Origin of the sequence: Massilia sp. UYP11 (assembly GCF_050434805.1) — a bacterium.
In the GTDB taxonomy this organism is placed as follows: domain Bacteria; phylum Pseudomonadota; class Gammaproteobacteria; order Burkholderiales; family Burkholderiaceae_D; genus Telluria.
The window spans coordinates 215,040-240,910 of record NZ_JBNDJE010000002.1 but is presented as its reverse complement, the minus strand read 5'-3'; the positions used below and the strand labels follow the sequence as shown (position 1 = coordinate 240,910).

26 protein-coding genes and 1 pseudogene are annotated in these 25,871 nt (G+C 68.7%); 22 read left to right on the top strand and 5 right to left on the bottom strand.

Annotated features, from left to right (window positions below; genetic code table 11):
* Positions 1–58 precede the first annotated feature (58 nt).
* Both ABIB38_RS04610 and ABIB38_RS04605 read left to right on the top strand, forming a co-directional pair.
* A complete protein-coding gene (locus ABIB38_RS04610) occupies positions 59–517 on the top strand; it encodes a YidH family protein (protein ID WP_429202153.1) in 459 nt (152 codons plus the stop codon).
* 145 nt (positions 518–662) lie between these two features.
* On the top strand, positions 663–1,676 hold the full coding sequence (locus ABIB38_RS04605) for a formylglycine-generating enzyme family protein (protein ID WP_429202151.1): 1,014 nt from the start codon (positions 663–665) through the stop codon (positions 1,674–1,676).
* Positions 1,677–1,699: 23 nt separating this feature from the next.
* Here ABIB38_RS04605 and ABIB38_RS04600 read toward each other — a convergent pair whose 3' ends face one another.
* Positions 1,700–2,332 carry a glycine zipper family protein gene (locus tag ABIB38_RS04600; protein WP_429202149.1) on the bottom strand — a complete coding sequence of 211 codons (633 nt, stop codon included), beginning with the start codon at positions 2,330–2,332 and terminating at the stop codon, positions 1,700–1,702.
* A 138-nt stretch (positions 2,333–2,470) separates the two neighbouring features.
* On the opposite strand from ABIB38_RS04600, the gene ABIB38_RS04595 reads away from it, so the two are divergent.
* The 5 genes from ABIB38_RS04595 to ABIB38_RS04575 all read left to right on the top strand — a co-directional run bounded on the left by ABIB38_RS04595 (position 2,471) and on the right by ABIB38_RS04575 (position 8,518).
* On the top strand, positions 2,471–4,726 hold the full coding sequence (locus ABIB38_RS04595; protein ID WP_429202148.1) for a patatin-like phospholipase family protein: 2,256 nt from the start codon (positions 2,471–2,473) through the stop codon (positions 4,724–4,726).
* 98 nt (positions 4,727–4,824) lie between these two features.
* Positions 4,825–5,565 (top strand): outer membrane protein, encoded by a 741-nt coding sequence (locus ABIB38_RS04590; RefSeq protein WP_429202147.1) that lies wholly within the window; start codon positions 4,825–4,827, stop codon positions 5,563–5,565.
* Positions 5,566–5,848: 283 nt separating this feature from the next.
* On the top strand, positions 5,849–6,505 hold the full coding sequence (locus ABIB38_RS04585) for a response regulator transcription factor (RefSeq protein ID WP_429202145.1): 657 nt from the start codon (positions 5,849–5,851) through the stop codon (positions 6,503–6,505).
* Positions 6,506–6,652: 147 nt separating this feature from the next.
* Complete coding sequence (gene aqpZ, locus ABIB38_RS04580) at positions 6,653–7,402, top strand: aquaporin Z (RefSeq protein ID WP_429202144.1); 750 nt, start codon at positions 6,653–6,655, stop codon at positions 7,400–7,402.
* Between the two features lie 210 nt (positions 7,403–7,612).
* A complete protein-coding gene (locus ABIB38_RS04575; RefSeq protein ID WP_429202142.1) occupies positions 7,613–8,518 on the top strand; it encodes a PLP-dependent cysteine synthase family protein in 906 nt (301 codons plus the stop codon).
* 29 nt (positions 8,519–8,547) lie between these two features.
* Here ABIB38_RS04575 and ABIB38_RS04570 read toward each other — a convergent pair whose 3' ends face one another.
* The gene (locus ABIB38_RS04570; protein WP_429202140.1) at positions 8,548–9,237 is read right to left on the bottom strand and encodes a trimeric intracellular cation channel family protein; all 690 of its coding nucleotides are present in this window, start codon (positions 9,235–9,237) and stop codon (positions 8,548–8,550) included.
* A 633-nt stretch (positions 9,238–9,870) separates the two neighbouring features.
* Between ABIB38_RS04570 and ABIB38_RS04565 the strand changes: the two genes are divergently transcribed.
* The 4 genes from ABIB38_RS04565 to ABIB38_RS04550 all read left to right on the top strand — a co-directional run bounded on the left by ABIB38_RS04565 (position 9,871) and on the right by ABIB38_RS04550 (position 14,091).
* Positions 9,871–10,410 carry a 2Fe-2S iron-sulfur cluster-binding protein gene (locus ABIB38_RS04565; protein ID WP_429202138.1) on the top strand — a complete coding sequence of 180 codons (540 nt, stop codon included), beginning with the start codon at positions 9,871–9,873 and terminating at the stop codon, positions 10,408–10,410.
* Positions 10,407–11,393, top strand: a complete 987-nt coding sequence (locus tag ABIB38_RS04560; protein WP_429202136.1) for an FAD binding domain-containing protein — start codon at positions 10,407–10,409, stop codon at positions 11,391–11,393. Before ABIB38_RS04565 ends, ABIB38_RS04560 begins: the two co-directional genes overlap by 4 nt.
* A gap of 11 nt (positions 11,394–11,404) precedes the next feature.
* Positions 11,405–13,726: a xanthine dehydrogenase family protein molybdopterin-binding subunit gene (locus ABIB38_RS04555; protein ID WP_429202134.1), complete on the top strand. Its 2,322-nt coding sequence runs from the start codon at positions 11,405–11,407 to the stop codon at positions 13,724–13,726.
* Between the two features lie 113 nt (positions 13,727–13,839).
* Entirely contained in the window at positions 13,840–14,091 is a 252-nt protein-coding gene (locus ABIB38_RS04550; protein WP_429202132.1) for a hypothetical protein, read from the top strand.
* Here ABIB38_RS04550 and ABIB38_RS04545 read toward each other — a convergent pair.
* The gene (locus ABIB38_RS04545; protein WP_429202130.1) at positions 14,088–14,309 is read right to left on the bottom strand and encodes a TadE/TadG family type IV pilus assembly protein; all 222 of its coding nucleotides are present in this window, start codon (positions 14,307–14,309) and stop codon (positions 14,088–14,090) included. The two genes, ABIB38_RS04550 and ABIB38_RS04545, sit on opposite strands and share 4 nt — an antisense overlap.
* A 164-nt stretch (positions 14,310–14,473) precedes the next feature.
* Between ABIB38_RS04545 and ABIB38_RS04540 the strand changes: the two genes are divergently transcribed.
* The 7 genes and pseudogenes from ABIB38_RS04540 to ABIB38_RS04510 all read left to right on the top strand — a co-directional run bounded on the left by ABIB38_RS04540 (position 14,474) and on the right by ABIB38_RS04510 (position 18,768).
* The gene (locus tag ABIB38_RS04540; RefSeq protein WP_429202128.1) at positions 14,474–16,195 is read left to right on the top strand and encodes a sensor histidine kinase; all 1,722 of its coding nucleotides are present in this window, start codon (positions 14,474–14,476) and stop codon (positions 16,193–16,195) included.
* A gap of 24 nt (positions 16,196–16,219) precedes the next feature.
* Positions 16,220–16,873: a response regulator gene (locus ABIB38_RS04535; RefSeq protein WP_429202126.1), complete on the top strand. Its 654-nt coding sequence runs from the start codon at positions 16,220–16,222 to the stop codon at positions 16,871–16,873.
* Positions 16,874–17,095: 222 nt separating this feature from the next.
* Complete coding sequence (locus ABIB38_RS04530; protein ID WP_429202124.1) at positions 17,096–17,242, top strand: hypothetical protein; 147 nt, start codon at positions 17,096–17,098, stop codon at positions 17,240–17,242.
* 35 nt (positions 17,243–17,277) lie between these two features.
* Positions 17,278–17,451 (top strand): Flp family type IVb pilin, encoded by a 174-nt coding sequence (locus ABIB38_RS04525; RefSeq protein ID WP_429202122.1) that lies wholly within the window; start codon positions 17,278–17,280, stop codon positions 17,449–17,451.
* A gap of 88 nt (positions 17,452–17,539) precedes the next feature.
* Positions 17,540–18,115, top strand: a complete 576-nt coding sequence (locus tag ABIB38_RS04520; protein WP_429202120.1) for a prepilin peptidase — start codon at positions 17,540–17,542, stop codon at positions 18,113–18,115.
* Positions 18,116–18,149: 34 nt separating this feature from the next.
* Positions 18,150–18,374, top strand: a pseudogene (locus ABIB38_RS04515) (CpaF family protein); the annotation flags it as partial.
* 178 nt (positions 18,375–18,552) lie between these two features.
* Entirely contained in the window at positions 18,553–18,768 is a 216-nt protein-coding gene (locus ABIB38_RS04510; protein ID WP_429202118.1) for a hypothetical protein, read from the top strand.
* 91 nt (positions 18,769–18,859) lie between these two features.
* On the opposite strand, the gene ABIB38_RS04505 is transcribed toward ABIB38_RS04510, so the two are convergent.
* On the bottom strand, positions 18,860–19,927 hold the full coding sequence (locus tag ABIB38_RS04505; RefSeq protein ID WP_429202117.1) for an AI-2E family transporter: 1,068 nt from the start codon (positions 19,925–19,927) through the stop codon (positions 18,860–18,862).
* A gap of 247 nt (positions 19,928–20,174) precedes the next feature.
* Between ABIB38_RS04505 and ABIB38_RS04500 the strand changes: the two genes are divergently transcribed.
* The 4 genes from ABIB38_RS04500 to ABIB38_RS04485 all read left to right on the top strand — a co-directional run bounded on the left by ABIB38_RS04500 (position 20,175) and on the right by ABIB38_RS04485 (position 24,705).
* Complete coding sequence (locus ABIB38_RS04500) at positions 20,175–21,032, top strand: hypothetical protein (protein ID WP_429202115.1); 858 nt, start codon at positions 20,175–20,177, stop codon at positions 21,030–21,032.
* A 100-nt stretch (positions 21,033–21,132) separates the two neighbouring features.
* Complete coding sequence (locus ABIB38_RS04495) at positions 21,133–22,431, top strand: paraquat-inducible protein A (protein WP_429202113.1); 1,299 nt, start codon at positions 21,133–21,135, stop codon at positions 22,429–22,431.
* Entirely contained in the window at positions 22,424–24,049 is a 1,626-nt protein-coding gene (locus ABIB38_RS04490; protein ID WP_429202111.1) for an intermembrane transport protein PqiB, read from the top strand. The genes ABIB38_RS04495 and ABIB38_RS04490 overlap by 8 nt, the downstream gene beginning before the upstream one ends.
* Positions 24,049–24,705, top strand: a complete 657-nt coding sequence (locus tag ABIB38_RS04485) for a PqiC family protein (RefSeq protein WP_429202109.1) — start codon at positions 24,049–24,051, stop codon at positions 24,703–24,705. Before ABIB38_RS04490 ends, ABIB38_RS04485 begins: the two co-directional genes overlap by 1 nt.
* A gap of 4 nt (positions 24,706–24,709) precedes the next feature.
* Here the strand turns inward: ABIB38_RS04485 and ABIB38_RS04480 are convergent, their stop codons facing one another.
* Positions 24,710–25,777, bottom strand: a complete 1,068-nt coding sequence (locus tag ABIB38_RS04480; protein ID WP_429202107.1) for an SDR family oxidoreductase — start codon at positions 25,775–25,777, stop codon at positions 24,710–24,712.
* Between the last annotated feature and the right edge of the window lie 94 nt (positions 25,778–25,871).

Here is a 25,871-nt window from a genome sequence, read left to right as displayed (position 1 = left end):
TGCCGGGGGGCTGGACCATCCCGGCCGCCGGGCTGGTGGCGTAAAGGGCGGGCCGGCCATGGATACTGTCAGCGCGTCCCCCTTCGAGGACCCGGCGGTCGAGCTGTCGGCGCGCCGCACCGGCATGTCGTTCCAGCGCACCCGCATGAGCGCCGACCGCACCCTGATGTCGGTGATCCGCACCTCGCTGTCCCTGATCAGCTTTGGCTTCACCATCTTCCAGCTGTTCCTGAAGCTGGCCCAGGCCGAGGTGCTCGATGAAGGCAGCGGCGCGGTGCGCGGCTTCGGCGTGTCGCTGGTGCTGCTCGGGATCGCGATGCTGGTCTCCGGCATCGGCTTTCACGTGGCCTTCATGCGCGGCCTGCGCAGGGAGCGCGCGCAACTGAAGGCCCAGGGACTGATCCACGGCGAGAGCGCGTTCCCGGTTTCGCTGACCCTGATCGTGGCCCTGGCCATGCTGCTGATCGGCCTGTTCGCGATCGGGGACATGGTGCTGGGCTTTGGGTCGGTGGTATGAATCCACAGGCAGCGAGAGGCAGGTCAGCATGGCGAACACATCAAAGAACACCAACCGGAAAAGCGCGTCCCGGGTGCCGATGGCGGTGCGCTGGCCGGGACGCATCGCCGCCGCCAGCGGCGCCTGTCACTGACCAGGAGGGCATATGCCGGAAGCAACAAGCAAGACGGCGGCCGGCGCCGACCGCCGCGACGCCTATCTGGAAGCGGCGCCGGCCCCGGGGCTGGCGCCCCGTCCAGGCCTGGCCTGGATCCCCGGCGGGCAATTCCGGATGGGGTCCGACCGCCACTATCCCGAAGAGGCGCCGGCCCATCCGGTCCGGGTGTCCGGCTTCTGGATGGCCACGAGCACGGTGACCAATGCCGAATTCGCCCGCTTCGTGGCGGCGTCCGGCTACGTCACCGTGGCCGAGCGCGATCCCGATCCGGCCCTGTATCCGGGCGCCTTGCCCGAGATGCTGGTGCCGGGCGGCATGGTGTTCCTCAAGCCGCCGGGACCGGTCGACCTGCGCGACATCGGCAACTGGTGGGCCTATGTGGGCGGCGCCGACTGGAAACATCCGCGCGGGCCCGACAGCGCGCTCGACGGCCTGGACGAGCATCCGGTGGTGCAGGTGGTGTACGAGGACGCGCTCGCCTATGCGCGTTGGGCCGGGCTCGAATTGCCGACCGAGGCCGAATGGGAATTCGCCGCGCGCGGCGGCCTGGACGGCGCCGATTACGTGTGGGGCGGCGACTTCATGCCGGATGGCGCGCCGATGGCCAATACCTGGCATGGCGAATTTCCCTGGCAGCGCCTGCCGCCCTCGACCGCCCGTGGCACGATGCCGGCGCGCGCTTTCGCGCCGAACGGCTATGGCTTGTACCAGATGGCAGGCAATGTCTGGGAATGGACGGCCGACTGGTACCGCGCGCGGCATCCGGCGGCGGCGCACAAGGCCTGCTGCGTGCCGCTCAACCCGCGCGGCGGCGCGCAGGACGGCAGTGTCGAGGCGGGGCGCGAACGCGGCGGCCCCCGGATCGCACGCAAGACCATCAAGGGCGGTTCGCACCTGTGCGCGCCGAATTATTGCCGGCGCTACCGGCCGGCGGCGCGCTATCCGCATCCGCTCGACACCGCGACCTGCCACCTGGGCTTTCGCTGCATCCTGCGGTCTTAGCCGGTGTGGCGCTGTCTCTGCGGCTACTCGACGGTGTAGCCGCGCCCCCGCATGCAGGCGCTGTAGGCGCGCCCGTAGTCGTCCAGCGCCGCCTGCTGCGCGCCGGCGCTGGCCGCGTTGCGGCCGGCCTGGTTCTGGCGCGCGCGATGGCCGCCGGCGATGGTGCCGACCCCGGCGCCGATGGCGGCGCCTTCGCCGGCGTCGCCGCCGATCGCGCCGATGGCGGCGCCGCCGAGCGCGCCGCGCAGGGCGCCGCGCACCCGTTCGCCGCCGCCGACGGCCGGGCCGGTCTCTTGCGGCGGCGGCTGGGAGGCGAGGGCGGCCGGATCGATCCCGGTCTGCTTCCTGGCCCAGGTGGTGCACTCGCCGTCATCGCGCTCCTGGCGCGCCTGGCTTTGGCCCTGGGACGGATAGGCGATCGGGCGCTGGGCCTGGGCCGCCGTCGCACTGGCGGCCAGCAGGACCGCACAGCCGAGCTGGCGGGTGAGCCGTCGCGTGAGCGACATGGTGCGCTCCGGCGCTGGCTGGGAATAGTTGCCCGGGAAACCCGAGCGCAGCGCCCGGGCCGCGCCGGCAGCGCCGGGCTGGGTGGTCCGGCGCGCCTGGCAGCCTGCCAGCACCGTGGCCACGGGCACTGTGCCGATGGAAGTGTTCATCGAAAGGATCCCCCGAAGGTCTGACGGCCATCGTCATCGTGGTCGAATCGCGGGAACAAGGCCATTGTCCTTTGGTCCTACCTCGGACAGACGGACACAGACGATGCGCGGCCCGGCGGCGCAAAGGACGAGACGAGGATGACGGCGACGACCTGGCTGCGACTGGCACTGATCTGGATGCTCCCCCTGGCGCTGACCCCGGCCGCCGCCGGTGCAGTCGCCGATGCCGCTGCCGCATCCGACACCGCAGCCGACACCGCAGCCGATGCCGCGGCGGGCGCGCAGCCGGCCGCGCCGCGCATCGGCCTCGTGCTGGGCGGGGGTGGGGCGCGCGGCACCGCCCACGTCGGCGTGCTCGACGTGCTCGACGCCTTGCGCGTGCCGGTCCATTGCGTGGCCGGCACCAGCATGGGGTCGCTGGTGGCCGGCGCCTGGCTCGGCGGACTCACCCCGCCGCAGATGCTCGAGCGCATTGGCAAGGTCGACTGGCGCGACCTGTTCGACGACGCGACCGCCCGCGGCCAGACCAATTACCGCGAGCGGCGCCTGGCGCAAAGCTATTATCCCGGTCTCGAGGCCGGCATCACTCCGGACGGACTGCGCATGGCGCGCGGTCTCCTGGGCGGTCAGAAGATCAAGCTGTTCTTCAATACCCTGGTCGGCGCCGACCGCGGCGAGCGCACCATCGAGAGCCTGCCGCTGCCCCTGTCGATCGTGACCACCGACATCGGCACCGGCGAGCGGGTCGTGTTCCGCAGCGGCGAACTGGCGGCCGCCATGCGCGCCAGCATGAGCGTGCCGGCGGTGCTGGCCCCGGTGCGCTACCAGGACCGCTACCTGGTCGACGGCGGCCTGGTCGACAACCTGCCGGTGCGCGAAGCGCGCGAGCGCTGCCAGGCCGACGTCATCATCGCGGTCGACGTCGGCTCGCCGCTGCTGCAGCCGCAGCAGGTCGCGTCGGTCGCCACCGTGTCCCTGCAAATGATCAATATCCTGACGGAGCAGAACGCCGAGGCTTCGCGCGCCCAACTGGGGCCGGGCGACATCTATATCAAGCCCGACCTGACAGGCATCACGGCGGCCGACTTCGGCAAGTTCCGCGAGGGCGCGGCGCGCGGCAAGGCGGCGGCCGAGGCGGTGGCGCCGCAGCTGGCGCGGCTCGCGCTGCCGGTCGCCGACTACGCGGCGTGGACCGCACGCCTGCGCAGCCCGGCGCCGCCGCCGCCCGTCATCGACCGCGTCGAGGTCGCCCGGCTGCGCCATGTGAACCCGGTGCTGGTGCATGAACACCTCGATATCGTGCCCGGGCAGCCGCTCGACACCAATCGTCTCGAGGCTGGCCTGGCCCGCGTGTATGGCGAAGGCGACTTCGAAAGCGTCGACTACGCGCTGCTGGGCACCCGCGCGCGGCGCATCCTGCAGGTCACGCCCACCGAGAAGAGCTGGGGCCCCGATTACCTGCGCTTCGGTGTCGAGCTGCAGGCCGCGAACGACGAGAACGACTTCGCGCTGCGCATGGCCTACCACCGCAAATGGCTCAATCCGCTTGGCGGCGAATGGCTGTCCGGGGCCCAGATCGGCGAGCGCGCCACGCTGTTCACCCAGTTCTACCAGCCGCTGGGGCCGCGCCAGCGCTTCTTCCTCCAGCCGGCGCTGGCGCTGGTGCGCGACCGGCTCAATGTTTACCAGGACGACCGCCGCATCGCCGAATATGCGCTGCGCAGCCGCGGCGCCAGCCTCGGGCTGGGCATGAATGCCGGCACCGTCGGCCAGCTGCGCCTGGAACGCACGGTGCGCAAGATCGAAGCCACGGTCGAGACCGGGCCGGCGTCCTTGCCGACCGGCGAGTCGACCCTGCGTGGCTGGCAGGTCGTGGCCGACTTCGACCAGTTCGACAGCGCTTTCTTCCCCAGCCGCGGCTGGGCGGCGCGCGCCGCCTGGTTCCGCCACGACGATGGCGACTACAGCCGGCTGGCGACCGAGCTGCGCGCCGCGTACGTCTGGGGTGAGTACGTGCTCAATGGACGGCTGCACTACACCGGCTCGACCCAGGGGCGGATGCCGCTGGCCGACGCCGCCGCGCTGGGCGGCTTCCTGAATCTGTCCGGCTATGTGCGCAACCAGGTCCTGGCCGACGATGTGCGCTTCGCCAGCCTGCGCGGCGAAAAGATCATCGGGCGCATGCCGCTGGGGCTGCGCGGCGACCTGCGCGTCGGCCTGTCGCTCGAGGCGGGCAGTGCGCGCAACCGCTTCACCGAAACCCGGCTCGACGGCTGGCAGGCCGCGGCCGCCATCTACCTGGGCGGCACGACGCCGCTTGGTCCGCTGTACTTCGGCGCCGGACTGGCGCAGGGCGGCCGCTCGTCGCTGTACCTGTTCATCGGTTTGCCTTGATGCGGCGCTTGCGCGTGCCGCCATCGCAGGCCGGTCCGCAACCATGGCGACGTTGCCGCGTCCTTTACCACCATGGATCATGACAATCGGAGGCTGGCATGAACATCCGTACCACGAGCAAGACGGCAATGGCACTGGCGAGCTGTGCAGCGTTGGCGACGATGGCCACCCCGGCTGCGGCCCAGGCGCAGGCGGGCGAGCGCTGGGACTACGAATTTTCGCCCTATCTGTGGGCGGCCGGCCTCGATGGCACGACGACGGTGGGCGATCTGTCGGTCGAGAGCGAGCACAGCTTTTCAGACCTGGTGGACAAGCTCGACTTCGGCTTGAGCGGCAGCTTCGAGGCGCGCCAGGGGCGCTGGGGCGTCCTGTTCGACGGCATCTACATCAAGCTCTCGGACGACGTCGCCACGGCACGCGGACCGGTGGATGTGGAAGTGGTGCAGCAGATGTACACGCTGGGCGGCGCCTGGCGTGCGCTCGAGGGTCCGGCCCCGGTCGACCTGATCGCCGGCCTGCGCTTCAATTACCTGAAGCCGACGCTCGAACTGGGCGGCGTCGAGCGCGGCCAGAGCAAGGATGCGCTCGATCCCTATGTCGGCGTACGCGGCCGTTATCCGCTGGACCCGCGCTGGACGCTGGTCGGCTACCTCGACGTCGGCACGTTCGACGGCAGCGACTACGCGTGGCAGTTGCTGGTGGGCGCAAGCTATGCCTGGCGGCCCGACCGCTCGCTCAAGTTTGGCTATCGCCAGCTCAAGACCAAGTACGACGGCGAGCGCGTCGACGTCGACACGACGATGCAGGGCCTGTATGTCGGTGTTGGCTTCCGCTTCTGATCGGCAATTTTTACGGTCTATATGCGTTCAAAATAGGGTTGCACGGAAAGGTTGATGCTGTGTGACCGCGTTACTCAAGATTGGTTTCACAGGAGGCTGGCTAAGTGCCCTTGATGTTTGTGACATATCAAATAGGCCATGTGTCGTCCCGTGCGTGGGTGACCGCGCATCTAGAATCGTCTGCACCGCGCTGGCATGCGCAGGATCATGGTTGACAGCGGAAGACGCCGCGCCTGAAAGTATGGAGGTGGCTTCCGGTGCATTCTTGCAGCGGGAGTTGGCTATGCAAACGATCGAACCCCTGACCTATCTCGTCGATGGCGATGCCGGGGCGCTGAAGGACATGGCGTGCCTGCTGCAGGCGGCGGGCCTGCATGTGGCCGCCTTCGACCGCACCGACAGCTTCCTGCAGGCCCACGATCCGACCGCCCCCGGCTGCGCCGTGATCGATGTGCGGATGCCGGGGCTGGACGGCCTGGCGCTGCTGCGCGAACTGCAGGAGGGCGGCGCCGAGCGCGCCATCGTGTTCGTCGCCGGCGGCGCCAGCGATGCGGCGCTGGGCGTGCGGGCCATGAAGGCCGGCGCCGTCGACTTCCTGATCAAGCCGCTCGAGGTGGATGGCTTCATCGCCGCGGTGCGCCATGCGCTGGCGCGCGATGCCCACGAGCGCGCGGTGCGGGTCGAGCTGCAGCGCATCCGCGCCCACCTCGACACCCTGACCCGGCGCGAGCAGCAGGTGCTGCGCCATGTGGTGTCCGGCCGCCTGAACAAGCAGATCGCCTTCGACCTCGGCATCGCCGAAAAGACGATCAAGGTGCACCGCGCCCGGGTCATGGAAAAGATGGGGGCGACCTCGCTGGCCCAGCTGGTGCGCGAGACGCTGGAACTCGAGGCGGGGGCGGTATTCGCCGGCGACGGCGTCGACAAGGATGCGCTGTGACGGCGGCCACATTCGGCGCCCCGCGGCCAAGCGCCCCCATTCGCCGGCATCGCCCTTTGGTCCAATAGGCACTTGCCATCGGCCAGGGCAGGATGGCGATCCGCAGGCGCGCGCCGTACGTGCGTCCGGCAAGATGGGGAGAGCGTCATGTTGAACAAACTGTTGGCCGAGTTCATCGGCACATTCTGGCTGGTGCTGGGCGGCTGCGGCAGCGCGGTGCTGGCCGCCACCTTTCCCGAGGTCGGCATCGGCCTGACCGGGGTGTCGCTGGCCTTTGGCCTGACCGTCCTGACGGCGGCCTATGCGCTCGGCCCGATCTCCGGCGGCCACTTCAATCCCGCCGTGTCGGTAGGGCTGTGGGCCGGCGGGCGCTTCCCGGCGCGCCACGTGGCGCCCTACGTCGTGACGCAGGTGGCCGGCGCCGTGCTGGCCGCCGCCCTGATCTATGTGATTGCGAGCGGCAAGGCCGGCTTCGACGTCCAGGCCGGCTTCGCGGCCAATGGCTACGGCGTGCATTCGCCGGGCGGCTATTCGCTCGAGGCGGCCTTCGTGTGCGAGCTGGTGATGAGCTTCATGTTCGTGCTGGTGGTGCTGGGTGCGACCCACCCGCGGGCCCCCGTCGGTTTCGCCGGCATCGCGATCGGCCTGGCCCTGGCCCTGGTGCACCTGATCAGCATCCCGGTGACGAACACCTCGGTCAACCCGGCGCGCAGCACCGGCCCGGCGTTGTTCGTCGGCGGCTGGGCGGTGGCCCAGCTATGGCTGTTCTGGCTGGCTCCCTTGCTCGGCGGCACGCTGGCCGGCGTGTTGTACCGCAAGGTGCTGCAGCGCGAGCCGGCCGAGCCCTCGGGCATGGGTCCGATGGAGCCGGAGATCAGCCTTGGGGCGCGCACCTGAAGCGCGCCAGTTTTATAGCCTGGGAGAAAGTGCCGATAATATTGCTGACATCTTTGCAGAATAGCCACTACAATCGAAATGCATCCTGTCGTCACGATGCACCCGTCAGCGCCCGCCTTGTGCGGGCGCTCGTTCGTTGTGCCTCGCATGCAGCTGGCATATCCGCCCCGGCGGAGTTCGCATCGCGGGCCTGGTTCGAAAGGAAGTGGCGTGCAAACCGAGATCAAGTCATCTGTCATGGAAGCGATCGGCAACACGCCGGTGGTCAGGCTCGGCCGCGTATTCGCGGCGGCCAATGTGGTGGCCAAGCTGGAATTCATGAATCCGGGCGGCAGCATCAAGGACCGCATGGTGCGGGCCATGCTGCGCAAGCTGCCGCCTCAGGCGACGCGCGTGGTCGAGGCGTCCTCCGGCAACACGGGGGCGGCGCTGGCCATGGCCAGCGCCGTCCTTGGCCTGGACTGCGAGGTCGCCGTTCCGCTCACCACCAGCCGGGAAAAGATCAGGCGCATCGAAGCCTATGGCGCGACGGTGCGGGTGTGCGACGCCGAGCGGGGCCCCGACTACCAGGAGACTGCCCTGGGCATCGCGCGCCAGGGCGACGCCCATCATCTCGACCAGTACCGGTCAAGCCTGAACAGCCAGGCGCACTACGCCGACACCGCGCCCGAACTGTGGTCGCAGATGAAAGGCCAGATCGACGTCTTCGTGTGCGGCGTCGGCTCGGGCGGGACGATCTCGGGCATCGGGCGCTACCTGAAGGAGCGCGATCCGTCGATCCGCGTGATCGGGGTCGAACCGCGCGATTCGGCCTACCGGACACTGGTCACCGACCAGCCGGCGGGCGGCGAATTCGCCAGCGCGATCGAGGGCGTCGGCAAGGGCTGTCCGTCGCCGGTGTTCGATCCAAAGGTGGTCGACGACGTGGTCCAGGTGCCGGATGAAGAAGCGCTGGCCTGGATCCACCGGCTGGCGCGCGAAGAGGGCATCCTGGCCGGCGGTTCGAGCGCCTGCGTGACGGCGGGGATCGCCCGCCTGCTGCCGCAACTGGGCAATGCACGCATCGTGACGATCTTCCCGGACTCCGGCGCGTTCTACCTGTCGAAATACTTTTAAGAGCCTACCCCGGTAGGTGGGACAGGCTCCTAACGGCCGTCGCGGCCGGCTTCCTGATCGCCCTCGGCCTGTTCCTGCGCGCGCGCCGTCGGCAAGTGCCAGCCGTAGCGGATGGCCGCCAGGCGCAGGCCGAAGCACAGCGCCGCGCCGGCCAGCGCCGTCGGGGTGCTGGGCAGGCCCAGGGCGTCGCCGGCCACCACCACGCTGGCCCCGGCCAGGGCGGCGACGGCGTAGATGTCCGACCTGAACACGGCCGGCACGTTCGACAGCAGGACGTCGCGCGCGACGCCGCCCCCGATCCCCGTCAACATGCCGAGCAGCGCCGCCATCACCGGCTCCAGGCCGAACACCAGCGCCTTCTGGGCGCCGGCGACGCAGAACAGGGCCAGGCCGGCGCCGTCGAATACCAGCACCGGGTGGCGCAGGCGGTGCAGGGCGGGCGACCAGAAGAAGATCGCCACCCCGGCCAGCAGCGACACGCCAAGATAGCGCCAGTCGGTGAAGGCGGCCGGCGGCGTGGCGCCGATCAAGAGGTCGCGCACGATGCCGCCCGAGGTGGCGGCGACGAACGACAGCACCAGCACGCCGAACAGGTCGAGGTGGCGCCGCACGCCGGCGGTGGCGCCGCTCAGGGCGAACACGAAGGTGCCGACCAGGTCGAGCGTCAGCACCAGGGTCTTCATGGCGGCGCCCATGTCGAGGGCGGAAACGGGGAACAAGGCGTACCTCTGAACATGAAAGGGAGGATGCGGATTCTATAGCACGGCGCCGGTGCGTGCCCATCCGCGTCCATCCACGCCCGCCCTTGGCTGTGCGCCGGCGCATGGACGAGCGCGGCCTGCCGCTCGGGCATGGCGCCCGCGCGGATGCGGCTGCTTGACGCCGGGCGGGATGCCGGGGCAGGATGGATTCCGTGCTGGCGCCGCCGCCCGCACTGCACGACCTTGAAACAAGGCGGGCGCCGTCGGGCGGCCGCATCGCATGGGAGCCAACAGATGAACATATCCAGCCCCGGGGTGAAGCAGCGCGAGGAAGCACCCCTCCGGCAAACGAGCGGCGAGGTGCAAGGGGGGCCAGACCCACACCTGGAAGAGGCGCTCGACGAAGCGCTTGCCGAATCCTTCCCTGCCAGCGACCCCGTGGCCGTCTCGATCAGCTCGGCCGCTCCGGGTGCGCATCCGCGCACTGCACGATCCTCCGAACCGCCATCCTGACCCGCAAGCGTGCGCCTTTTCGGCACGGCTGACTCTAGACTTGGTACTCGTTGTCGGAGCACATACGGTCACTTCCCCGCATGATTGCATGCATGACCTGGCGGGCCCGCGCCCGCCACCCGAGAAGGAGATTTCACCGTGTCGACCACCATCACCATCAACGGAAACGTCGTCGCACTGCCAACCGATCCGCGCGTCTCCCTGCTCGACTTCCTGCGCGAGCACCTGCACCTGAGCGGCACCAAGAAGGGCTGCGACCAGGGCGCCTGCGGCGCCTGCACCGTGCTGCTCGACGGCGAGCAGCGCATCCTGTCGTGCCTCGCGCTGGCCGTGCAATACCAGGGCCGCGCGATCACCTCGGTCGAGGGGCTGGCCAGCGGCGAACAGCTGCATGCGCTGCAGCAATCGTTCATCGAGCATGACGGTTTTCAGTGCGGCTATTGCACGCCAGGCCAAATCTGCTCGGCGCTGGGCATGGAGGCCGAGCTGCGGCGCGGCGTGCCGAGCTACGTCACCGAAGACCTCGGTCTCGATACGATCGCGTTCAGCGAAGACGAGGTACGCGAGCGCATGAGCGGCAACCTGTGCCGTTGCGGCGCCTACAACGGCATCGTCGCCGCCGTGACCGAGCACCATATGCAGTCGCACGCCAGGGCGCCGGCCGGGGAGACGTCATGAACCCGTTCACCTTTGCCCGCGCGCACGACGCGCAGGACGCCGTGCGCAAGGGTGCGGCGGCGGGCAGCCGCTATCTCGGCGGCGGCACCAACCTGGTCGACCTGATGCGCGAGACCATCGAGCGGCCGGCGCAGTTGGTCGACGTCAGCGGCCTGTCGCAACAGATCGACGAGCGCGCCGACGGCAGCCTGCTGGTCGGCGCGGCGGTCAAGAACACCGCGCTGGCCGAGCACCGCACGGTGCGCACGCGCTTTCCGCTGCTGGCGCGCGCCATCGCGTCCGGCGCCTCGGGCCAGATCCGCAATATGGCCACCGTCGCCGGCAACGTCCTGCAGCGCACCCGCTGCGCCTATTTCTACGACCGTGACGGCGCCCACTGCAACAAGCGCAATCCGGGCGAGGGCTGCGACGCGCTCCAGGGCGTGCACCGCATGCATGCGGTGCTGGGGGCCTCGAGCGCCTGCATCGCCACCCATCCGTCCGACATGTGCGTGGCGCTGGCCGCGCTCGACGCCGTGGTCCACCTGCAGGGCCTGGGCGGGACGCGTCAGGTGCCGTTCACCGGCTTTCACCTGCTGCCCGAAGACCATCCCGAGCGCGAGACCGTCCTCCAGAGCGGCGAACTGATCACGGCGATCGAGATTCCGGCGCTGGCCTTCGGCGCCAACTCCACCTACCGCAAGGTGCGCGACCGCGCCAGCTACGCCTTCGCGCTGGTGTCGGTGGCGGCCGCGCTCGAGGTCCGGGACGGGCTGGTCAGCGACGTGCGGCTGGCGCTGGGCGGGGTGGCGCACAAGCCGTGGCGCGCGTCGACGCTGGAGCAGATGCTGCGCGGCCAGCCGGCCGACGCGGCCCATTTCGAGGCAGCGGCGCGCGCCGAGATGGCCGACGCCAGGCCCCTGCGCGACAACGCGTTCAAGATCCCGCTGGCCCAGCGCACGATGGTGGCCGTGCTCGACCGGCTGGCCACCGCCCATTCCTGAGGAGCTAGAGCATGAAGATCGTGCAGAACATCCAGAAGGCCGGCCAGGCGATCATGCAGAAGGCGGTGGCGCTCGCGCCCGACCGCTACGTCACCGGCGGCAAGCCCGATCCGCTCACGTCCAGCGACGATCCGCTGATCGGCGCGCCGGTATCGCGCCTGGACGGCCCGGTCAAGGTGAAGGGCGAGGCAAAATACGCCGCCGAGTTCGCGCTGGACCGGATGGTCCATGCCGCACTCGTGCACAGCACGGTGGCCAAGGGGCGCATCGCCGCCATCGACGCGGCCGACGCCGAGGCCGCCCCCGGCGTCGTGCTGGTGCTGAGTCACCGCAACGCACCCAGGATGTGGGCCCCGGCCGTGCTGATGCGCGAGCCCATGGGGGCGAGCGGCGACGCACTGCCGGTATTCCAGGACGACCGCGTGCACTGGAACGGCCAGCCCGTCGCCCTGGTGCTGGCCGAGACGCGGGAACAGGCCGACCATGCGACGACGCTGGTGCGGGTGCGCTACGAGAGCGAGGATGCACTGACGTCGATGGAGGCCGCCCGCGCCGCCGGCGACAGGCTCGGCCAGTTCCAGGGCGAGCCGCTGCAGGACGTCATCGGCGACGCCGAGGGCGCGCTGATGGCCGCGGCCCACCGCGTCGATGCGGTCTACCGCACGCCGCGCCACAACCACAATGCGATCGAGCTGCATGCGGTGACCGTCGTCTGGGAAGGCGACGTCCTGCGGGTCCACGACGCCAGCCAGGGGGTGGCCAGCACGGCCTGGACGCTGGCGCAGGTGTTCGGCATTGGACACGACCAGGTGCGGGTCACGTCGCCCTTCGTGGGCGGCGGCTTCGGCGCCAAGCTGTTGTGGCAGCACCACCTGCTGGCGGCGGCGGCGTCGAAAGTGTCCGGGCGGCCGGTGCGCATGATGCTGTCGCGCGCGGGCGTCTACCGCGTGGTCGGTGGGCGCGCGCCGACCGAGCAGCGGGTCGCCATCGGCGCCGACCGCGACGGCCGCTTCGACTCCCTGATCCATGCCGGCACGACGGTCATGACCGAGTACAACGCTTTCCCGGAGCCGTTCATCCACAATGCGCGCGCGCTGTATGCGGCGCGCAATATCAAGCTCGAGGTGCGGACGGTCAACATGAACATGGCGGCCAATACCGCCATGCGCGCGCCGGGCGAGTCGGTGGGGTCTTTCGCCCTGGAGTGCGCGGTGGACGAGCTGGCCGACCTGCTCGGCATCGATCCGATCCTGCTGCGCCGGCGCAACGAGCCGGTCCAGGACCCGACGCAGGGCACGCCGTTCTCGTCGCGCCACCTGATCGAGGCCTACCGCGCCGGGGCCCAGGCCTTCGGCTGGCAGGAACGCCATGCGAAGCCGCGCATGCGCCAGGAGGGCGAGTGGCTGGTCGGCCTGGGTTGCGCCAGCGCCGTGTTTCCCTATTACCGGATGAATGGCGGCGCAGCCCGCATCGTCCTGGGCCGCGACGGCCGCGCCCGGGTATCGGTCGGCGCGCACGAGATGGGCATGGGCACGGCCACCGCCCAGTCCCAGCTGTGCGCGGCGCGCCTCGGGCTGCCCTTGGACAAGGTCAGCTTCGACTACGGCGACTCGTCGCTGCCGGGGGCGATCCTGGCCGGCGGCTCGCAGCAGACCGCCGCGATCGCGGCTTCGGTCAAGGCCGCGCACGAGGCGCTGTGCGCCGAGCTGCTGAAGTTCGCCGGGCGCGATTCGCCGCTGGCGGGCCTGAAGCCCGAGCAGGTGCGCGCGCGTGGCGGCGGCCTGTGCAAGATCGATGACGCCGGCCGCTGGGAAAGCTATGCCGGCATCCTTGCCAGGGCCGGGCGCGCCGAGGTGGAGGTGACGGCCGAGGCGGCGCCGTCGCAGGAAAGCCTGCACTGGTCGATGCACTCGTACGGCGCGATCTTCTGCGAAGCGCGGGTCAACGTGGTCACCGGCGAGCCGCGCGTGACGCGCCTGCTGGGCTCCTTCGATTGCGGCCGCATCCTCAATGCCAAGACGGCCGCCAGCCAGCTCCGGGGCGGGATGATCATGGGCCTGGGCGCGGCGCTGATGGAAGAGACGCATTTCGACGAGCGCAATGGCCGCATCGCCAATCCGAGCCTGTCGGACTATCACGTGCCGGCCCATCTCGACGTGCCGCCGATCGAGGTGATGTGGCTCGACATTCCCGATCCGCATGCGCCGGCCGGCATGCGCGGCATCGGCGAGATCGGCATCACCGGCACCGCGGCGGCGATCGCCAACGCGATCTACAATGCCTGCGGCAAGCGGGTGCGGGAGTTGCCGATCACACTCGACAAGCTGATGTGATCGGGCGGTGAGGGCGCCCGGGACGCTTGCCGGGCGTCCCGGCGCCGATCTCGGGGTGCGCAGGATGGCGCAGGCCAGGCCACCGGGATCAGCGACCCGAGGCCCATCGCTGCATGATCGACACCGGCGTCTTCGCGTCCGCCTCGACGTCGATGATGGCCCGGCGCCGCGCTGCCGGTAAAGAGTCGGGCGCCTATCCGACCACGCGCATGGAACACAGGTCGGCTCCGAAGGCGGGCAGGGCATTCTCGCCGAACGTGGAGGCGCTAATCAGCAAGCTCGACCGCCGCAAGGCCGCGCTCACATGCGCGGATTTTCGCTACAGTCGTGACAGTTTTCCGCGCTTCAAGTTGGGGCATGGCTAGATGTCGTTGCGCTCGACGATGCCGGGCGCGTTGTCGCGCATTGGCGACGACGGTCTCGTCGCGCAGCCGGCTGCCTGTTGCGACGCTGCGCTGTCGCCCGTGATGGCAAAGCGGGAGCCCTCGTGCACGGCATGCTGCAGCGTGAGGGTGGCAAGGAACACCGTGCTGAACTCGATGATCGCGACCACCAGCAGGAACACCGGTGCGGCGATCGCCATCGCGACGATCGTGGCGTCGGACTGACGGCGGATACATCGTAATTCAGGACATTTTACGGAAGGGTTGACCAGTCATGCGGTAAGCTTCGGGATTCTATAGGGAAAAAAACATTTCCCGCATCGGTTTTAGAAAGGATTCAACGCCTCCGTCGGCGCCGCACAACATGAATTGGCTAGCAAGCATCGTCCCTTCCTTTCTTCGTTCAACGGGTCGCGCGCGCACGCGCCAGTCGAGCGCCGAGCAGCGCGTGGCCAACGCCGACGCCGAGGTCTGGATGGTGTTCGGCATGCGCGGGCTGCTGGCCGTGTCGGCGCTGCTCACCTTGTTCATCGGGCCGGGCGGCATGACGGCCCCGGGCGCATGGACCTGGGCCGTGTTCGCCGCCTATGTCCTCCACAGCCTGACCCTGCTGGCGCTCGCCGGTTACCGCGCCGGCTTTTCGCATGGTCCGCTGGTGTACTGGATCGACATCGCCTGGTACGGCCTGTTCGTCTGGGCCAGCGGCGGCAGCGCCAGCCCTTTCTTCCCGTTTTTCTTCTTCGCCATCCTGGCCGCTTCGTTCCGCCACGGCTTCGACGCCGGCGCCAAGCTCACTCTCGGTTCGGTCGCCGTGGTGGCGCTGTCGGTGGCGGCGGCGCAAGGCCTGGCGTCGCTGCACATCCTGCTGCTGCGCGCGACCTTCATGCTGGCGCTCGGCTATATGGTCGCGTTCTGGGGCGGACTGGCGGTCGACCAGCGCCGACGCCTGGCGCTGCTGCGCGACGTGAGCCGCCTGTCCAATCCGCGCTTCGGGGTGCAGCACACCCTCGACTCCTTGATGGAAAAGATCCTGCGCTTCTACGGCGCCGACAGCTGCGTGCTGCTGATGCAGGACAGCCACGAGCGCTGGGTCATGAGCACGGCTCACCATCCGAAAAGCGGGCGTGCGATCAGCCGCAGCCGGCCGGATGCGGCCGACATCGCGCCGCTCCTCAGGCTCGAGGACGACGCCAGCCTGTACCAGGCGCCGCCGCGCTACCTCGGCCTGTTCGCGCTGGGTCGCGCCACGGCGCTGAACCAGGGCAAGGACACGCGCGAGTGGCGCCAGGCCGACCCCCACGCCTGCCGCCATGTCGCCGACCTGCTCGATGCCGAGGGGTTCATCAGCGCCGCGCTGCCGCTGCGCAAGGGCAGCGGTCGCATCATCGTCACCGGCGCGCGGCTCAAGCGCAGCGACGCCAGTTTCCTGAAGCACATCGTGCAACAGGCATTCCCGGTCATCGAAACCATCGACCTGCTCGACCGGCTGGCGTCGGAAGCGGCGTTCCGCGAGCGCCAGACCATCGCCCGCGACTTGCACGACAGCACAATCCAGCCGTATATCGGCCTGCGCCACGCGGTGGCCGCGATCCGCAACCAGGCCGGTGACGACAGCGCGGTCGCGCCGGAGCTGGATCGCTTGCTGGCAATGTGCTCGGGCGTGATCGGTGACATGCGCGACTTCGCCCAGCGTTTTCGCAGCGGGCGCCAGGAAGAACCGGAACTGCTGATCGCGCTGCGGCGCCAGTTGCACCAGGTCGAGACCTTCTATGGCCTGGATGTGATGCTGGAAATGCATGCCGACAGCCCCATCCAGGACCGCATGGCGGCCGAAGTGTTCCAGATCGTCACCGAAGGCATCAGCAATATTTGCAAGCACACGCGGGCGCGCACGGCCGGCGTGGTGGTGGAAGCGAAGGGCGGTACGCTCGCCATCGATATTGTCAATCCGACAGCCGTGGGCGGAAAGGCCGCCGCGGCCTTCGTGCCGAGCTCGATCGCCGAACGGGTCCAGGGCCTGGGTGGCAAACTGGAGATGGAAGCCGACGGCCGCCAGACCCTGCTGCGCATCCACATACCGATCTGAACACGCAAAGTTGCAAGGAGAAACATGACCATTCGTATCTTATTGGTCGATGACCATAAAACCATGTTGTGGGGACTGGAGCGCCTGATCCAGGCCGAGGGCGATGCCTTCCAGCTGGTCGGCAGCGCCAGCGACGGCATCGAGGCCAGGGCCTTGTGCGCCGAGTTCAAGCCCGACATCGTGCTGCTCGACCTCGACCTGAAGGGGACCTGCTCGATCGATTTCCTGCCGACGCTGATCCAGAACGGAACCACCAGGGTCGTCATCCTGAGCGCCAATCGCGACCAGGCGACGCTGGCGGCGGCGGTCAAGGCCGGCGCGCGCGGCGTGGTCAGCAAGGAGGCGCCGACCGAGGACGTGCTGGCCGCCGTGCGCAAGGTGCATGGCGGCGAGCTGTGGCTCGACCAGACGCTGATGCAGGTCCTGCTGGGCCAGCTGGTGGCGCCAGCGCCGAAGGCCGATCCGGAGGCGCAGCGCATCGCCTCGCTCACTGCGCGCGAGCGTGAGGTGATCGGCATGATCGTGCAGGGCAAGGGCGCCCTGAACAAGGACCTGGCCGAGCGCGCCTTCATCTCGGAGCGCACGCTGCGCAACCACCTGACCACCATCTACCAGAAGCTGGACGTGGCGAACCGCCTCGAACTCTACGTCTACGCCACCAGGCACGGACTGTCCTGACCCTCCCCGCCGGCGCGCTCCCGGGCGCCGCTCACTTCTCCAGCCTGCCTGGCGATCCTCTCCACATGGCGTCTGGGACATTTGTCCCAGACCGCCGTGGCAACAAGTCCCCCGCGAAAAGGTAGTTTTGACGGATGGCGCCAGAACCGCCGATCCGTAAGATTCGACCCGTGCGCCGCGTACCGTTTCACGCGGCATGGCGGCAACAGGACAGGAGCGAACGTGGACGACATGGAACCCACGCGGGAAGACAATCCGGAGCACAACTACGAAAGAAACAGCAGCCCGGCAATGTCGTACCTGGTCCTGAGCGTCCTGCTCGCAGTCGTCTGCTTCATCGCGGCGATGGCCGTGTGGACGATCGCATGAAGCCCGACTTATTCATATCAACGAAAGGCACGACCATGAACTTCATCGCCAACCTGATCAAGGAAGAGGATGGCGTCACGGCGATCGAGTACGCGCTGATCGCCGCGCTGATCGCCGCGCTGATCGCCGGCGTCATCATCGCGGTGATCACTCTGCTGGGCAGCAACATCAGCGTCCTGTTCAACGCCCTGGCGGCAAAGATCAAGTAGCAAGCCCTGAGACATCCCACCGCCCGACGGCGGCCCCGATCCGGCACGGTCTTTCCGCTGCCGGATTTTTTTTCGACCGGAGTCGAACATGACGACGCTGCCACTCATGCTGCTGCTTGCGCTGCTCGGCGCCGCCGTCTGGCACGACGTGCGCGCGCGCCGCATCCCGAATGCCGTCATGTTCCCCGGCATGCTGGCGGCGTTCGCGCTGCACGCGCTGCTGCCGGCGGGGCCGGGTTTGTTCGGTCCGCAGGTCGGTGGCCTGGGCCTGCTGCAGTCGCTGGGCGGCTGGGGACTGGGCCTGGCGCTGCTGCTGCCGATGTATGCGCTGCGCCTGATGGGCGCCGGCGACGTCAAGCTGCTGGCGATGGTGGGCGCGTTCGTCGGCGCCGGCCAGACCCTGACCGTCGGCCTGGTCACGCTGCTCGCCGGCGGCCTGCTGGCGGCGGCCTTCGCCGCCTGGAAGGGCAGCCTGCGGCGCCTGGCCGGAAATGCCTGGCAGATGGTCATGCGGGCCGTCTTTTCCGCGCTGGCCGGCCGCACCGCCGCCCCGCCCGCGCCGCCGGAGGCAGCCAGCGGCCGCCTGCCGTACGCGGTGGCGATCGCGGCCGCCGCCATCGGCTGCGTGCTGTGGACCCGTGCGCACGGGGAACTGCCGCTGTGAGCCAAACCACAAGCAACGCCCCCCTGGCCTCGTCATCAACGACGCCGGGCGCACGACGCTGACGCGCAACAGCCAGAACGAGATGGTGGGCTTTGGCCCGCTGGAGCGTCTGCTTGCCGACCCGAGCGTGTCGGACATCCTGGTCAACACCCACAAGCAGGACTGGGTCGAGCGCCGCAGCAAGCTGGAACGGACCGACGTCACCTTCACCGACGACGCCCAGCTGACGAAGATCATTGACAAGATTGCTGGCCTGATTGCCCTGGCAAGGCGGTAGCGGCGGGTCATAGGGCGATAGCGGTCATACAGGATCAGTATGACTGGCGGTCGATGAGATAGATGGTTTGTGAATGGCGATCATCATGGATCGCAATTTGATTTCTATCTCAGTGGGCGCATACTGGAGTCATACCAGTTCACACACGAAAGAGAAGATCATGTCCACCCTGTCGCTTCGCCCCAGCTTTGCAGCCCAGTTGTCGGCCGTCGCCGCAACCCTCACCAACTTCCTGCGTGCAAAGGCGGCGCCAGTCGCCGTCCCGCGCAGCGCCGACGCCGGCGACGTCTGGGCGCTGTACCGCATGACCCGCGGCGCGGACGCCATCTCGCCGGCAGTCGCCCGCCGCCTGGAAGCGCACGCACAGCAGAAGTAACCGGCGCGCCGCGCCACGAACAGACGCCCTGCTTCGAGCAGGGCGTTTTGCTTGGCGCACGCTGCCTTGCCCGGCAGAACGGGCTGTGCGACTAGTCCTCCGGCGGCTCGTGAAATTCATCGGCCCGCGAGAACAGATCCCAGGCCGCGATGAACAGCGCCGCGATCACCGGCCCGATCACGAAACCGTTCAGGCCGAACAGGGCCATGCCGCCCAGGGTCGAGAGCAGGATCACGTAGTCCGGCAACTTGGTGTCCTTGCCGACCAGGATCGGGCGCAGGATATTGTCCACCAGCCCGATCACCAGCACGCCATAGGCGGCCAGCACGACGCCTTGCCAGATGTCGCCGGTAGCCAGGAAGTACACCGCCACCGGCGCCCACACCAGGGCCGCGCCGACCGCCGGCAGCAGCGACAGGAACGCCATCACCACGCCCCACAGCAGCGCGCCGCTGACGTCCAGCGCCCAGAAGATCAGGCCGCCCAGCGCGCCCTGGGCCATCGCCACCAGCACATTGCCCTTGACCGTGGCGCGGATCACCGTGGTGAAGTTCTGGAACAGGCGACCCTTGTACTCGCTCGACAAGGGGACTGCGCGCTGGATGCGCGCCGCCAGGATGCGGCCGTCGCGCAGCAGGAAGAACAGCAGATACAGCATGATGGCCATGCTGATCACGAAATCGAGCGTGTTGCGGCCGATATTGAGCGCGTATTGCGCCGTGGCCTGGCTGATCTGGGCCGCGCCTTCGGTGATTTTTTCCTGCAGCGAAGCCAGGTTCGTCAGGTCGAACCGCTCGAGCAGTGAGATCGCCCAGTCCGGCAGTGCACCGACCACGAGGTTGAAGTACGAGGCGACATCGAGCTGGCCTGCGCTCAGGCGCGCGTAGATGGCGGTGACTTCATTGATCAGCGACGAGGTGATCACGGCCAGCGGCAACAGCACCATCAGGACGATCACCAGCAGCGAGAGCAGGGCGGCGGCCGTCGGCCGCCCCTTGGTCGCGCGCAGCAGCCGCGATTGCAGCGGCGCGAACAGGATGGCGAACACCACGCCCCAGAACACGGCCCCGGAATAGGGTAGCAGCACCCAGAAGAACGCGATCGTCACGATCGCCAGTAACAGGAGGAAGGAGTTCTGGGGCAGCGTGAATTGCTTCATCGGTGAGGCGCAAGGCGAAATGGTTAATGTTTCCTGATGATAAACCATGGCGTTGCGACCACGGCTGCCTTTTGCATGGCGCGGTACGCCAGCTAACATATGTTTCTACTTTTAGTAAATTGTCGCTTGTTGACCACAAAGTCATCAATCGTGCGCATTGCTCAAATGCCATCTTGCGATAATGAATGTCGCTACGCTTAGACATGGTCTGGCGGGCAATTGAATATCATTCTTTATCGGAGAACCCATGTCCCGCATCGCGCCGCGCTTCACATTGTCCACCATTCCCACCACACTCGCCCTGGCCCTGAAGTGCGCCATCGTGCTGGGTGCGGCAAGCGCCGGCATGGCCCAGGCCCAGCAGTCGCCGGCCCTCGACCGCATGAGCATCTCGGCCGGCGCCTTCCATGCCGAGCCGACGATCCACCTGGGCGGCGACACCCGTTATGGCCGCGTCGATACGCCCGACGAAAAGATCGACGACGTCACCCTGCCGCGCGTGAAGGCCGAGATGCTGATCGGCGACAGGCATGGCCTGTCGTTCGACTACTTCCGCTTCGATGAAGACTGGGCCGGCAGCGCCAGCGGCGATACCGTCTACGAAGGCCGGCCGGTCAGCGGCACCATCAGCGCCGAAGCCGACCTGCGCCTCGAAATGGCCCGCTTCGCCTATAAATGGTGGATGGGCAAGGAAAGGAACGCCTTCGGGGTCGGCCTGGGCGCGGCCTACCTGCGCGCCAAGGTCTCGGGCTCGGTCGATGCCAACCTGAGCGCCTCGAATCCGGTCGAGAATTATTCGTGGAGCGGTTCGGCCTCGGGCAGCGACAGCGTCTGGGCGCCAACCGTCGAGCTGGCATGGCGCCACGCGCTGAACGAGCAATGGCGCTTCTACGCCGAGGCCTCGGGCATCAAGAAGAATGGCGGCACGGTCGAAGGCCATATCTGGAACGGCGCGGTCGGCGTCGAATGGTTCCCGCACCAGAACGTCGGCCTGGTGCTCGACTACACCGTCCAGAAGATCGACCTGCACCGCAACGGCGACCGCACCGCCGACCTGGACCTGAAACTGAAGGGCCCATCGGCCTTCGTCAAGGTCCGTTTCTGACCGGCGAGGCGCACGCGATTCCTCTTGGACTGCACGCTCAATTGCTTCCGGTCATAATACATAGTGCGAAAGCACTAATGTAGCGGAGCGAGGAGAGCGATTGAGCGCGGAGCATCTGATCGGTTGTCATGATTGCGGTAGCCTGTACCACCGGGAGCCGCTGAATTCGTGCGAGCGCGCGCGTTGCGTGCGCTGCCGCCACGAACTGTATCGCTGGCATGCCGGCGGGCCCCTGCGCCGCGCTGATTCGCTGGTGGCGCTGACCCTGGGCGCCGTGCTGGTCTACCTGCTGGCCCAGAGCTTCCCGATCGTCACGCTCGAGATGGGCGGCATGGCGTCCAGCGCGACCCTGCTGGAAGCGGTGGGCGTGCTGTGGAACGCAGGAATGCAGGTGATCGCGGCGATGGTGCTGTTGTGCGCGATCGTCTTCCCCGGCCTGGAGCTGGCATCGCTCCTGTATGTCGCCGTCGGCCTGCGCCGTGGCCGGCGCGTTCCGGGATTTAACATGGTGCTGCGCGTGGTGCAGGGCGCGCGCCACTGGGCCATGACCGAAGTGCTGATGATCGGCATCCTGATCACGGTGATCAAGATGACCAGCATGGCGCGGGTGGTGCCTCATCCGGGCCTGTTCGCTTTCGGTGTACTGACCATCCTGTGCGCGCTCGTGATGCGCTACGAACCCAAGGCGCTGTGGGAACTGGCCGACCGCCTGGCGCCGCGTCCAGGCCAGGCGGCCGGTGGTGGCGCCCATCCGCACGCCGGCGCCCACGTGGCCGGCGCGCTCGTCTCCTGCGGCGCCTGCGGCCTGGTCAACGGCCATCCCTGGCAGCGCGCGAAGAATGGCGCGGCGCACTGCCGCCGCTGCGGCGCCGCGCTGTACCGCCGGATCCCGAACAGCATCGGCTGGACCTGGGTGATGCTGGCCGCGGCCACCTTGCTCTACATTCCGGCCATGGTGCTGCCGGTCATGTACACCCGCACGATCGGCGGCGGCGCCGAGGGCGACACCATCATGAGCGGCGTGGTGCTGTTCTGGAACACCGGCTCGCCGGGCCTGGCCATCATCATTTTCATCGCCAGCATGGTGGTGCCGGTGTCGAAGCTGGTGGCGCTGGCCTGGCTCAATGCGACCGCGCAGCTGCGTTCGCGCATGGCGCCGCTGGCGCGCACGCGCGCCTACCGCGTGGTCGAATTCGTCGGCCGCTGGTCGATGCTCGACATCTTCGTGGTCGCGCTGACCGTGGCGCTGGTGCGCTTCGACGCGCTGGCCACGATCACCGCGGGGCCCGGCGCGATCGCCTTCGGCTGCGTGGTGATCGTGACGATGGTCGCCTCGCACCAGTTCGACCCGCGCCTGATCTGGGACCCTATTGAATCGAATGGAGAACGACATGCCTGAACAGGACGGCGTACGAGCGCCGCAGGGGCCGCCGGCCCCGGGCCCCATTTCGCCCGACGTCGACCGGCCGAGCCGCTGGCTGCCGTCGCTGATCTGGTTGATCCCTTTGCTGGCGGCCGTCATCGGCGCCTGGCAGGTGGTGCAGTGGGTGACCGACAAGGGCCCCACGGTGTACGTCTATTTCGCCACCGGCGAAGGCCTGGAGGCGAACACCACCCGGGTCAAGTACAAGGACGTCGACATCGGCCGCGTGGTGTCGGTGACGCTGGCCGAAGACGGCAACCGGGTGGTGGCCAAGATCGCGATGGTCAAGGAGGCGGGCCGTTTCACGGCGAAGGATTCGCGCTTCTGGGTGGTGCGGCCGCAGATCGGCGCCAGCGGCGTGTCGGGACTCGGCACCTTGCTGTCCGGCCCGTACATCGGCGCCGCGCCCGGCGTGTCCGAGGAGTCCAGCGACGCCTTCACCGGGCTGGAGACGGCGCCGCCGATCCCGATCGGCCTGAAGGGGCGCGAATACCTGCTGCATGCCGACAGCCTGGGGTCGGTCGCGCCCGGCTCGCCGGTCTACTTCCGGCGCGTGCGCGTCGGCCAGGTGGCCAAGGTCGAACTGGACAAGGCCGGCCAGGGCGTCGACATGTCGGTATTCGTCGAGGAACCGTATATCGGCTTCGTTGGCACGGACACGCGCTGGTACCACGCGAGCGGCGTCGACCTGCGCCTGGACGCCAGCGGCCTGAAGCTCAATACTCAGTCGCTGGCGGCGCTGGCCACCGGCGGCATCGCCTTCGAATCGACCGACGGCAAGAAGCCGGCCGTGCCGGCCCCGGCGGGCAGCCGCTACCGGCTGGCCGAAGACCGCGCCGCGGCCCTGCGGCCGCCCGACGGCCCGGCCACCAGCGCCGTGCTGTACTTCGACCAGACGCTGCGCGGCCTTGCGCCGGGCGCGCCGGTCGATTTCCGCGGCGTGGCGCTGGGCGAGGTGCGCACCGTCGGCATCGAATGGGACCGCGAGCGCCGCCGCTTCAATATGCCGGTGACGATCGACATGTACCCGGGGCGCCTGGGCCAGGACTTCATGAACGCGCTGAACCAGGGCCGCGCCGGCCAGGACATGCTGGGCATGATGGTGGGCCGCGGCCTGCGCGCGCAACTGCGCAACGGGAACATCCTCACCGGCCAGCTGTACGTGGCGCTCGACTTCTTCCCAAAGGCGGCCAAGGCCGCGATCGGCCAGCAGGGCGAGCTGGTGGTGCTGCCGACCGTGCCGGGCCAGCTCGACGAGCTGCAAGCCCAGGTGGCGCGCATCGCCAACAAGCTGGACAAGGTGCCGTTCGACGAGATCGGCGCCAACCTGAACCGCACGCTGGCGCAGGCGAACGCGACGCTCGCGCGCCTCGAAGGCGAGGTGCTGCCGGAGATGACGGGCACGCTCACCGCCGCCAAGGGCACGTTCGCGCGCGCCGAGAACCTGCTGGCCCAGGATTCGCCGCTGCAGTCCGACCTGCGCCAGGCGCTGCAGGAAGTGACGGACACGATGGCCAAGCTCAATGCGCTGGCCGACTACCTCGAACGCAATCCGCAGTCGATCATCCGCGGCAAACCCCAGGAGAAGAAGTGATGACGTCATTCCCGTTGCGCCGCCGCGCCCTTGCCACCGCCTGCGCCGCCGGCCTGCTCGGCGCCTTTCTCGGCGCCTGCAGCAGCACGCCGGTCGACCGCTTCTATACGCTGAGCGGCGGCCCGACGGTCGCGCCGCCCGCCGGCGGCGCCGCGCCGCTGTATTTCGAGATGCGGCCGGTGACGGTGCCGGCCCAGCTGCGCCGTCCGCAGATGGTGGTGAGCACCGGAGAAGGCACGATCGACCTCGAGGAACACCATCGCTGGGCCGGGCCGCTGGCCGAGGAAATCGGCAACAGCCTGTCGCTCGGGATCGCGGCCCGTGTGGGCGGGGTGGACGTCTACCGCAGCGCGGCGCCGGACGGCAGCACGCTGTACCGGATCGGCGCCGACGTCCAGCGCTTCGAATCGCGCCCCGGGAGCCATGCGCTGATCGATGTGGTGTGGAGCGTGCGCAGGCTCGATGGCGGCCAGATTGGCGGCCAGATGCAGACTTGCCGCAGCGTGTTCCAGGAACCCGTGGGGATGGGCCACGACGCCCTGGTGGCGGGCCACCGGGCGGCGCTGGACAAGCTCTCGGCCACCATCGTGCTGGCGGTGCGCGCCCAGCAGGAGGGACAGGTCGGGGGGGCGGCGCCGGCCTGTCCGGCCGGCTGAACCGTCAGGGAATCAGGCGCTCCGCGCGCAGGCGCGCGAACAGGTCGTAGAACGAATCGTCGGTGGCCTGCCAGGCGGCAAAGCCCAGGCGCCGGCTGTTGGCCATGTCGGTCATTACTTCCAGCGGGCGGCCCAGGTCGAGGTCGGTATGCCAGGGCGAGGCCAGGCGATCCAGGTCGGCTTCGACCAGGCCGTGGCGCGTGGCGATCTCGCGCCACACCGCGTGGTCGTTCGCCATCGCGGCCTCCAGGGGCTGGATCGTGCCGTTGAAGCCCGCCGCCTGCACGCCGAAGAACGCGGCCAGCTTCGGCCACAGCCAGCTCCAGCGGAACACGTCGCCATTGACGATGTTGAAGGCTTCGTTGCGGGCGGCGTCGGTGTCGGCGGCCCATACCAGCTGCCTGGCCAGCATGCGCGCATCGGTGACGTCCGACATGCCGTTCCACTGCGCGCTCGACCCCGGGAACTGGAACGGGCGCCCGGTTTCCTTGCAGATGGTCGCGTAGACGGCCAGGGTGGTGCCCAGGTTCATCGCGTTGCCGACCGCCAGACCGATCACGGTGTGGGGGCGGTGCACGGTCCAGGTAAAGCGGTCGCGCTCGGCCGCGGCATAGACTTCGTCTTCCTGCGCGTAATAGAAATTCTCGAGCGGCAGGCGCGGCTGGCTTTCGCGCAGCGGGGTGTCGGGCAGGGTGCCCGAACTGGCGTAGGCTTCGAACGGGCCCAGGTAGTGTTTCAGGCCGGTCACCAGCGCGACGTGGCGCACGCTCTTCTTTGGCGCCAGCGCGTCGAGCAGGTTGCGCACCAGGGCGGCATTGACGCGGATGTTCTCGGCCTCGCTGTCCTGGCGCATCCAGGTGGTGATGAAGACGTGGGTCGGATCGACGTCGGCCAGCGCGGCGCCCAGGGCTGCGGGGTCGAGCAGGTCGGCGGCCACGTGGCGCACGGCGGGCAGGTCTTGCGGGGCGCGGCGCGACAGGCCGACCACCTCCCAGCCCCCGGCCAGCAGTTCGCGGGCGACGTGGTTGCCGCCGATGCCGGTGACGCCGACGACCAGTGCGGTTCGTTTCATGTAAGTACTCCTGATGTAACAGTTGGACCTCATTCTACCGGCTGAGATAAATCCGCGCGCAGGCCCCAAGGAAACGGGGCGCCGCCTTGCCGCG

Coding starts and splice junctions, on each gene's coding strand:
- ABIB38_RS04610 (WP_429202153.1), top strand. CDS start 59: ATGGATACTGTCAGCGCGTCCCCCTTCGAGGACCCGGCGGTCGAGCTG.
- ABIB38_RS04605 (WP_429202151.1), top strand. CDS start 663: ATGCCGGAAGCAACAAGCAAGACGGCGGCCGGCGCCGACCGCCGCGAC.
- ABIB38_RS04600 (WP_429202149.1), bottom strand. CDS start 2,332: ATGAACACTTCCATCGGCACAGTGCCCGTGGCCACGGTGCTGGCAGGC.
- ABIB38_RS04595 (WP_429202148.1), top strand. CDS start 2,471: ATGACGGCGACGACCTGGCTGCGACTGGCACTGATCTGGATGCTCCCC.
- ABIB38_RS04590 (WP_429202147.1), top strand. CDS start 4,825: ATGAACATCCGTACCACGAGCAAGACGGCAATGGCACTGGCGAGCTGT.
- ABIB38_RS04585 (WP_429202145.1), top strand. CDS start 5,849: ATGCAAACGATCGAACCCCTGACCTATCTCGTCGATGGCGATGCCGGG.
- aqpZ (WP_429202144.1), top strand. CDS start 6,653: ATGTTGAACAAACTGTTGGCCGAGTTCATCGGCACATTCTGGCTGGTG.
- ABIB38_RS04560 (WP_429202136.1), top strand. CDS start 10,407: ATGAACCCGTTCACCTTTGCCCGCGCGCACGACGCGCAGGACGCCGTG.
- ABIB38_RS04555 (WP_429202134.1), top strand. CDS start 11,405: ATGAAGATCGTGCAGAACATCCAGAAGGCCGGCCAGGCGATCATGCAG.
- ABIB38_RS04550 (WP_429202132.1), top strand. CDS start 13,840: ATGATCGACACCGGCGTCTTCGCGTCCGCCTCGACGTCGATGATGGCC.
- ABIB38_RS04545 (WP_429202130.1), bottom strand. CDS start 14,309: ATGGCGATCGCCGCACCGGTGTTCCTGCTGGTGGTCGCGATCATCGAG.
- ABIB38_RS04540 (WP_429202128.1), top strand. CDS start 14,474: ATGAATTGGCTAGCAAGCATCGTCCCTTCCTTTCTTCGTTCAACGGGT.
- ABIB38_RS04535 (WP_429202126.1), top strand. CDS start 16,220: ATGACCATTCGTATCTTATTGGTCGATGACCATAAAACCATGTTGTGG.
- ABIB38_RS04525 (WP_429202122.1), top strand. CDS start 17,278: ATGAACTTCATCGCCAACCTGATCAAGGAAGAGGATGGCGTCACGGCG.
- ABIB38_RS04520 (WP_429202120.1), top strand. CDS start 17,540: ATGACGACGCTGCCACTCATGCTGCTGCTTGCGCTGCTCGGCGCCGCC.
- ABIB38_RS04510 (WP_429202118.1), top strand. CDS start 18,553: ATGTCCACCCTGTCGCTTCGCCCCAGCTTTGCAGCCCAGTTGTCGGCC.
- ABIB38_RS04505 (WP_429202117.1), bottom strand. CDS start 19,927: ATGAAGCAATTCACGCTGCCCCAGAACTCCTTCCTCCTGTTACTGGCG.
- ABIB38_RS04500 (WP_429202115.1), top strand. CDS start 20,175: ATGTCCCGCATCGCGCCGCGCTTCACATTGTCCACCATTCCCACCACA.
- ABIB38_RS04490 (WP_429202111.1), top strand. CDS start 22,424: ATGCCTGAACAGGACGGCGTACGAGCGCCGCAGGGGCCGCCGGCCCCG.
- ABIB38_RS04485 (WP_429202109.1), top strand. CDS start 24,049: ATGACGTCATTCCCGTTGCGCCGCCGCGCCCTTGCCACCGCCTGCGCC.
- ABIB38_RS04480 (WP_429202107.1), bottom strand. CDS start 25,777: ATGAAACGAACCGCACTGGTCGTCGGCGTCACCGGCATCGGCGGCAAC.